The sequence below is a fragment of the Mesorhizobium xinjiangense genome, from assembly GCF_009749525.1.
Classification (GTDB): domain Bacteria; phylum Pseudomonadota; class Alphaproteobacteria; order Rhizobiales; family Rhizobiaceae; genus Mangrovimarina; species Mangrovimarina xinjiangensis.
This window is the reverse complement of sequence record NZ_WOAC01000049.1, coordinates 1-6,378: the sequence shown is the minus strand read 5'-3', so window position 1 is coordinate 6,378 and position 6,378 is coordinate 1. Positions and strand designations below refer to the sequence as shown.

9 protein-coding genes are annotated in these 6,378 nt (G+C 62.2%); 7 read left to right on the top strand and 2 right to left on the bottom strand.

Going from position 1 to position 6,378, the window contains the following annotated elements; genetic code table 11:
* Nucleotides 1-198: 198 nt before the first annotated feature.
* Nucleotides 199-894, bottom strand: a complete 696-nt coding sequence (locus GM909_RS25560) for a DUF1013 domain-containing protein (RefSeq protein ID WP_157020350.1) — start codon at nt 892-894, stop codon at nt 199-201.
* Nucleotides 895-1,217: 323 nt separating this feature from the next.
* Between GM909_RS25560 and GM909_RS25555 the strand changes: the two genes are divergently transcribed.
* Both GM909_RS25555 and GM909_RS25550 read left to right on the top strand, forming a co-directional pair.
* Complete coding sequence (locus GM909_RS25555; protein ID WP_157020351.1) at nt 1,218-1,409, top strand: DUF1192 domain-containing protein; 192 nt, start codon at nt 1,218-1,220, stop codon at nt 1,407-1,409.
* A gap of 116 nt (nt 1,410-1,525) precedes the next feature.
* Nucleotides 1,526-2,866, top strand: coding sequence for an MFS transporter (locus GM909_RS25550; protein WP_157020349.1), 1,341 nt, complete (start codon nt 1,526-1,528; stop codon nt 2,864-2,866).
* A 189-nt stretch (nt 2,867-3,055) separates the two neighbouring features.
* Here GM909_RS25550 and GM909_RS25545 read toward each other — a convergent pair whose 3' ends face one another.
* A complete protein-coding gene (locus tag GM909_RS25545; protein ID WP_157020348.1) occupies nt 3,056-3,235 on the bottom strand; it encodes a YdcH family protein in 180 nt (59 codons plus the stop codon).
* A gap of 228 nt (nt 3,236-3,463) precedes the next feature.
* On the opposite strand from GM909_RS25545, the gene GM909_RS25540 reads away from it, so the two are divergent.
* From GM909_RS25540 to GM909_RS25520, 5 genes are all read left to right on the top strand, one after another.
* Nucleotides 3,464-3,667, top strand: a complete 204-nt coding sequence (locus tag GM909_RS25540) for a YdcH family protein (protein WP_157020347.1) — start codon at nt 3,464-3,466, stop codon at nt 3,665-3,667.
* A gap of 110 nt (nt 3,668-3,777) precedes the next feature.
* On the top strand, nt 3,778-4,245 hold the full coding sequence (purE, locus tag GM909_RS25535; protein ID WP_407941369.1) for a 5-(carboxyamino)imidazole ribonucleotide mutase: 468 nt from the start codon (nt 3,778-3,780) through the stop codon (nt 4,243-4,245).
* Nucleotides 4,242-5,321, top strand: coding sequence for a 5-(carboxyamino)imidazole ribonucleotide synthase (locus tag GM909_RS25530; RefSeq protein WP_157020345.1), 1,080 nt, complete (start codon nt 4,242-4,244; stop codon nt 5,319-5,321). The genes purE and GM909_RS25530 overlap by 4 nt, the downstream gene beginning before the upstream one ends.
* Before the next feature lie 148 nt (nt 5,322-5,469).
* Nucleotides 5,470-5,595 (top strand): type B 50S ribosomal protein L36, encoded by a 126-nt coding sequence (ykgO, locus tag GM909_RS25525; protein WP_157020344.1) that lies wholly within the window; start codon nt 5,470-5,472, stop codon nt 5,593-5,595.
* A 65-nt stretch (nt 5,596-5,660) separates the two neighbouring features.
* Nucleotides 5,661-6,296, top strand: coding sequence for a tetratricopeptide repeat protein (locus GM909_RS25520; RefSeq protein WP_407941368.1), 636 nt, complete (start codon nt 5,661-5,663; stop codon nt 6,294-6,296).
* The last annotated feature ends 82 nt before the right edge of the window (nt 6,297-6,378 follow it).

The window sequence follows — 6,378 nt, the reverse complement described above, 5'->3', positions numbered from 1 at the left end:
CGCCGACAAAACCGACACCTCGTTCATTGCCATCATCCATCTCGCAGCCGCCGTCATAAATTCACGATGAATCTCAACAGGCCTTAGAACATGTCCCGCTCAAACGGAATCGTTTGAGCGAAAGGTACATCTTCCAACATATTGATCTGGCGCGCAGCGCGATGTTCCGGGGTCATCTCGGCGCTGCGCTGCTGCGTATTACTCCTCGTCTTCGCTGGGCGTGCTCGACTTGAGCGAAGAAAGCTTGGCGAAGACGGCAGCGGCGTCGAGTTCGGGCTCTTCCTTGTGCGCGCTCCCGCCGTCCTCGACCGGCATGGATTCGGTGACCGAAGCAGGCAACAACGTCTCGTCACCGGCCTGCTGAGGCGGCAGATGGCGCGCAGCGCGCTGAACCTCGAGGTCGAGATCGATCTGCGAGCACAGCCCGAGCGTGACGGGATCCATCGGCTGCAGATTGGTCGAATTCCAATGCGTGCGGTTGCGGATCTGCTCGATCGTCGATTTGGTGGTGCCGACCAGACGCGAAATCTGCGCGTCCTTCAGTTCGGGATGGTTGCGGACCAGCCACAAAATGGCGTTCGGCCGATCCTGGCGCTTCGATAGCGGTGTGTAGCGCGGGCCGCGCCGCTTCGATTCGGGAATGCGCACCTTCGGCTCGGAGAGCTTGGGCCGGTGGTTCGGATCGGCCTCGGCCTTGGCGATCTCGTCGCGGGTCAATTGGCCGGTCATGATCGGGTCCATGCCCTTGATTCCCTGCGCCGCCTCGCCATCCGCGATCGCCTTCACCTCGAGCGGGTGCAAATGGCAGAAAAACGCGATCTGATCAAAGGTCATGGCGGTGTTGTCGACGAGCCATACGGCTGTCGCCTTGGGCATCAGAAGCTGGTTGGCCATTGTATAAAATCCTCTCGTTCGCCCGCGTCCCTGGCGCGGGCGGTGGTTTAAGCCACCGGTTCTTTTGGGAATTGAGGCCCATATACAGTTTCTTCGGCCGGATCGCAACGCAAAAGCCGGTGATGCATCAATGGCGGGCAATTTCCGAATGGCGGTTCTTCCACCATGCACCGGCCACGACCCGCCGCCGCATGACGCGATCGCCCCCTTTGATTCCTGACGCATTCAAATTGTATTGTCTGGTGCGATGTAGCGCGCGGTTGCTTCAAACGGCAACGTTTGAAGCAAAGATATGCGCGCCAGATCAAACCGAAGGTGTGGAGATGACCATTCTGGACGAGGAACCGAACAAACGCCCCACTGTCCACCAAGTCGGCCAGGACCTTGGATTGCTTTCGGTGGAGGAATTGCGTGAACGCGTCGCCATGCTGCGTCAGGAGATTGCGCGTCTCGAGGTGGAACTCGAGGCCAAAGGATCGACCAAGGCGGCAGCCGAAGCTCTGTTTCGGCGCTGACCCGCAAATGAAAACGTAAGCGACACGACGCGTCGCCAGTGCGCCGTGGAAACGCCGCAAATGGGGTATTTTCACGCGCCATTGCTCAACCGCTTCCGATGCCGGGTTCCCTCTATATGCTTGCCGGGTTCAGTTCCATCTTCGCACTCCTTCGCGGCACTGCCTTTCTCTTGACCGGGTCAGGGCTGCTGGGCCTTCTGCTGCCGCTGCGCGGACAGGTGGAAGGATTTTCAACCACTTCGCTGGGCCTTCTCGGCACGGCCTGGGCCGGCGGGTTCGTCGCCGGCTGCATCTTCGCTCCGCATCTGGTGCGACGGGTCGGACATGTGCGCTCTTTCGGCGCGTTCGCTGCCTCGGGCGCCATCATCTCGCTTCTGACCGGACTTATCGTCGAGGAGCATGTCTGGATCGTTTTGCGCGCATTCACCGGATTTGCCATGGCCGGGGCCTTCATGGTCATCGAAAGCTGGCTCAACGAGCGCGCCACGAACGACAATCGCGGGACGGTTTTCGCATTCTATATGATGGTCACCTACGCCGCGATCATGGCCGGCCAGATGATCGTCGCGGCAGGCGACGTGACGACGCAATCGCTGTTCATGGTGACCGGCATCTTCTATTGCCTGTCGCTGCTGCCGACGGCGATTTCCGTACAGGCCGCGCCGCGGCCGATCGAAGGCGTTTCGCTGGATCTGAAAGGCCTTTACGACAATTCACCGGTCGCCTTCACGGGGTCCATCCTGGTCGGCGTGGCGAACGGCGCGTGGGGCACGCTGGGTGCCGTCTACGGCGCGAGGATCGGCATATCGACGCTCGATATCGCGGTGATGATGAGCCTGACCGTGATTGCGGGCGCTGCCATGCAGATGCCGATCGGACGCATCTCGGACCGAATGGACCGTCGTTACGTGCTCGCGGCCGCCTCCTTCGGCTGTGCCATCATCGGACTGTTGATCTATCTCGCGATGGCGCGCAGCGGCTATATCGTCATCGCACTGACCGCGGCCTATGGAGCGCTCGCCTATACGCTCTACTCGATCACCGTGGCCCATGCCAACGACCACGCCGGCCAGGGCGATTTCGTCAAGGTTACCGGCGGGCTGCTGGTGCTCTACGGCTTCGGGACCATGATCGGACCCCTGGCGGGTGCCGTGCTGATGGAGCGGATGCGCCCCGAAAGCCTGTTCCTGGCGACGGCGCTGGCGCATTTCGCGCTCGCTGCCTATGTACTCATGCGCACCACTCGGCGCGCCGCAGTTCCCGTTGACGAACGCGAGTCCTTCATGACCCATCCCTCCGAGCGCGCGGTCACGCCGGAGCTCTTGAGGCTCGACCCGCGCAGCGAGCCGGAGCCGGAAATGGACGAGGTTGCGAACCCGGAATCCATCGCCGACGCCGAGCCCGATCCCGAGGCGACGGATATCGAGCCGGAACCCGCTCGGGGCGAATCGGGTTGAGTTTTCGCAAGGACATTCGACCGTGGAAACATGACGGCTCGTGACGTCTCATCGGCGATTGCCGGCCGCACGCGGCGCCATCTTCCGGGATTGGATCGGCGGGCGGATTTCGTGAAGGGCGAGCCGATCAAAAGGCAAAAAAAAGGCGGCCAGGGGGCCGCCGAACAGATCCCATGCATATCTGCAAGGTCAGTGCGTCGTTCGGTTTGTCTTGAGCCGTTCGATCTCGTCCTTCAGTGCCAGCTTGCGCCGCTTGAGACTACTGATCTCAAGGTCATCCGATGAAGGGTGGGCAAGGGCCTCGTCGATCTTGCGTTCGATCTCGCCATGCTTGCGCTGCAACTCTTCGAGATGGGATGATAGAGACATGATTGGGAGTTCCTTTCATGGTTTCCTCGACGCAAATGGCATGCTCGCAGCTTCTGCCGGATGCGCAACATGTCATCGCGATGACAGTCTGCCATCACTTCCGGTCGCTGTCGAACGCTCGCTAGTAGCATTTTCCGACAGGCCGAAATGTGATATAGGCCGCAGGCGGATGGATAACCGTCGCGCTCGCCATATTTGGCGCCATCAAGCGGCGTCGGGGAACCGTTGATGCACGAACAGGAACAGGCCGAGATTCGTCTCGAATTTGCGCGCTTGAAGCAGGAGCATGCGGATTTCGATGCAGCCATCGAAGCCATGATCACGACCGGCTGCGATCCGCTGCAAATACAGCGCATGAAGAAGAAGAAACTGGTCATCAAGGATCGACTGAAGCATCTCGAGGACCGCATCATTCCCGATATCATCGCCTGACATCGCCACGCGGCCGAACTTGCGGCCATTGCGGGTTTCGGCTATGGCGCCATTTCCGGCAGACAAGAGGATGAGCCTTGGTGAGCGAGCGCGCCGATGTCGCCATCATCATGGGCAGCCAGTCCGACTGGCCGACCATGAAGAATGCGGCCGATACACTGGATGCCCTGGGCGTCACATATGAATCCCTGATCGTCTCGGCCCATCGCACGCCCGAGCGGCTTTATGAATTTGCGCGTGGCGCGCGCGATGCGGGCTACCGCGTCATCATCGCGGGTGCCGGCGGTGCGGCCCATCTGCCCGGCATGACGGCGGCGCTGACGCCATTGCCCGTCTTCGGCGTTCCCATTGAATCAAAAGCGCTTTCCGGTCAGGACTCGCTCCTGTCGATCGTCCAGATGCCGGCCGGCGTACCCGTGGGCACGCTCGCCATCGGCCGGTCCGGTGCCGTCAACGCGGCGCTATTGGCGGTCTCCGTCCTGGCGCTGGGCGATGCGGAACTGGCCGGGCGGCTGGACGCCTGGCGCTCCGCCCAGCGTGACAAGGTCGCTCTGGCGCCGCAGGACGATACGGCATGACGGCGCCGCTCCTGCCGGGCGCGACGATCGGGATCATCGGCGGCGGCCAGCTCGGCCGCATGCTGGCCATGGCCGCGGCCCGGCTCGGCTACCGCACCATCGTGCTCGAACCGCAGGCCGATTGTCCTGCCGCCCAGCTTGCCAACAGCCAGATCGTTGCGGCCTATGACGACGAGGCGGCGCTGGCCGAACTGGCCGCGCGGGCCGATGTCATCACATACGAATTCGAGAACGTTCCGGTGGCCGCCGCCAGGCGCATCGAGGTCCAGACTGCGGTCTTCCCGCCACCGCTGGCGCTGGAAAAGGCGCAGGACCGGCTGACCGAAAAGCGGCTCCTCAACGCGCTCGGAATATCCACAGCCGATTTCAGGGCTGTGGATAACGATGCCGCGCTCGCCGAGGCCTTGGCCGGGTTCGGTGGCAGCGGCGTGCTGAAAACGCGCCGCTTGGGCTATGACGGCAAGGGCCAGCGCGTCTTTCGCAACGCGACGGCAGACGATTGCCGCGGAGTTTTCGACGCGATGGGCGGCGTGCCGCTGATCCTCGAAGCCCTGGTGGACTTCGATTGCGAGTTTTCCATCATCGCCGCGCGCGATGGTGATGGCACGAAGCGGGCCTATGATGCCGCCCGCAACGTTCATCAGGGCGGCATTTTGCGCTCCTCGACGGTTCCCGCCGGGCTTGCACCCGCAATGGCCGAGCAGGCGCGCCGTGCAACCTTCGCGCTGCTCGACGGGCTCGACTATGTGGGGGTCATCGGGCTGGAATTCTTCGCGCTCGCCGATGGCCGGGCGCTTGTCAATGAATATGCCCCGCGTGTCCATAATTCCGGCCATTGGACGGAAGCCGCATGCACCGTCTCGCAGTTCGAGCAGCATATCCGGGCCGTCGCCGGCCTGCCGCTCGGCGATCCCCGCCGTCATGGCGATTGCGTGATGGAAAACCTGATCGGCGATGAAGTAGGGAATGCGCCGGACCTTCTGCGCGAATCCGATCTGATGCTTCATCTCTATGGCAAGGCCGAGGCGCGGCCGGGCCGCAAGATGGGCCATTTCACGCGCCTGTCGAAGGGCTGAAATGCGCCGCGGATTTGGCGCCAATCCCGGCCCGCACGGTTGACAGGACGCGGGCGTTGCGTCTATGAGGCTGCAACATTTTCTTCGGGCGCGTCTTCGGGCGCGCCTTTCAGTTCGGCCCGCGGGCCATATTCGACGAGCAAAGACCATGAAGATCACGAATTCGCTCAAGGCGCTCAAGACCCGTCACCGGGAAAACCGCATGGTCCGCCGGAAGGGCCGCGTCTACATCATCAACAAGTCGAACCCGCGCTTCAAGGCCCGCCAGGGCTGAGGCCGCCGGGCCGCTCACGCGATTTTCACTTTCAGGCTCCGCGATCCGGGTTTAGCATGACCGGGATGCGGAGCTTTTTGCGTTACATAGCCATATTTGCGTTGTTGTGCGGTCCGGCACTGGCCCAAGGGCCTGACCTGCCCAATCCGCCCGGCCTCCCCGAAGACCCCGAATTGCCTGCGCCGGCACCCGACATGCCGGTTCCCGAAGGTGAGCGCTCACAGAGCCGACTGGACGAGTTGTTCGGCGAGTTGAAGCGCGAGCGCAACGAGAAGGCGGCCGAGCGCATCGCCAACAGGATCTGGGGCGAATGGCTGAAATCCGGCAGCGCGACGATCGATCTGTTGATGCAATGGTCGAACGAGGCGACGCGGGAGAAGAAATTCAACGTTGCGCTGGATTTCCTCGATCAGGTCTTGGTCCTGCAGCCCGATTACGCCGAGGCGTGGAACCGGCGCGCCACAGTCCATTTCATGATGAACAATTATGCCAAGTCGATGGCCGACATCAGTCGCACCCTGCAACTCGAGCCGCGCCATTTCGGCGCGTTGAGCGGCATGGGCGCAATCATGAGGGCGACCGGGAATGACAAACTGGCACTGGAGGCGTTCGAGCGCGCGCTCGGAGTTTATCCGATGATGCGCAACGCCCAGGAAGAAGTGGAACGCTTGGCCGACGAACTTGCAGGCGAAGGCATCTAGCAGGTTGCTGAAAAACTCCAACAATGGCACGGGAATTGTGATTCACTCGGCTGGGAGCGATGGAGTGATTTGCGATGCGCGG

Excerpts from the sequence above, each read along its gene's own strand:
- GM909_RS25560 (WP_157020350.1), bottom strand. The coding sequence starts at position 894 with ATGGCCAACCAGCTTCTGATGCCCAAGGCGACAGCCGTATGGCTCGTC.
- GM909_RS25555 (WP_157020351.1), top strand. The coding sequence starts at position 1,218 with ATGACCATTCTGGACGAGGAACCGAACAAACGCCCCACTGTCCACCAA.
- GM909_RS25550 (WP_157020349.1), top strand. The coding sequence starts at position 1,526 with ATGCTTGCCGGGTTCAGTTCCATCTTCGCACTCCTTCGCGGCACTGCC.
- GM909_RS25545 (WP_157020348.1), bottom strand. The coding sequence starts at position 3,235 with ATGTCTCTATCATCCCATCTCGAAGAGTTGCAGCGCAAGCATGGCGAG.
- GM909_RS25540 (WP_157020347.1), top strand. The coding sequence starts at position 3,464 with ATGCACGAACAGGAACAGGCCGAGATTCGTCTCGAATTTGCGCGCTTG.
- purE (WP_407941369.1), top strand. The coding sequence starts at position 3,778 with ATGGGCAGCCAGTCCGACTGGCCGACCATGAAGAATGCGGCCGATACA.
- GM909_RS25530 (WP_157020345.1), top strand. The coding sequence starts at position 4,242 with ATGACGGCGCCGCTCCTGCCGGGCGCGACGATCGGGATCATCGGCGGC.
- ykgO (WP_157020344.1), top strand. The coding sequence starts at position 5,470 with ATGAAGATCACGAATTCGCTCAAGGCGCTCAAGACCCGTCACCGGGAA.
- GM909_RS25520 (WP_407941368.1), top strand. The coding sequence starts at position 5,661 with ATGCGGAGCTTTTTGCGTTACATAGCCATATTTGCGTTGTTGTGCGGT.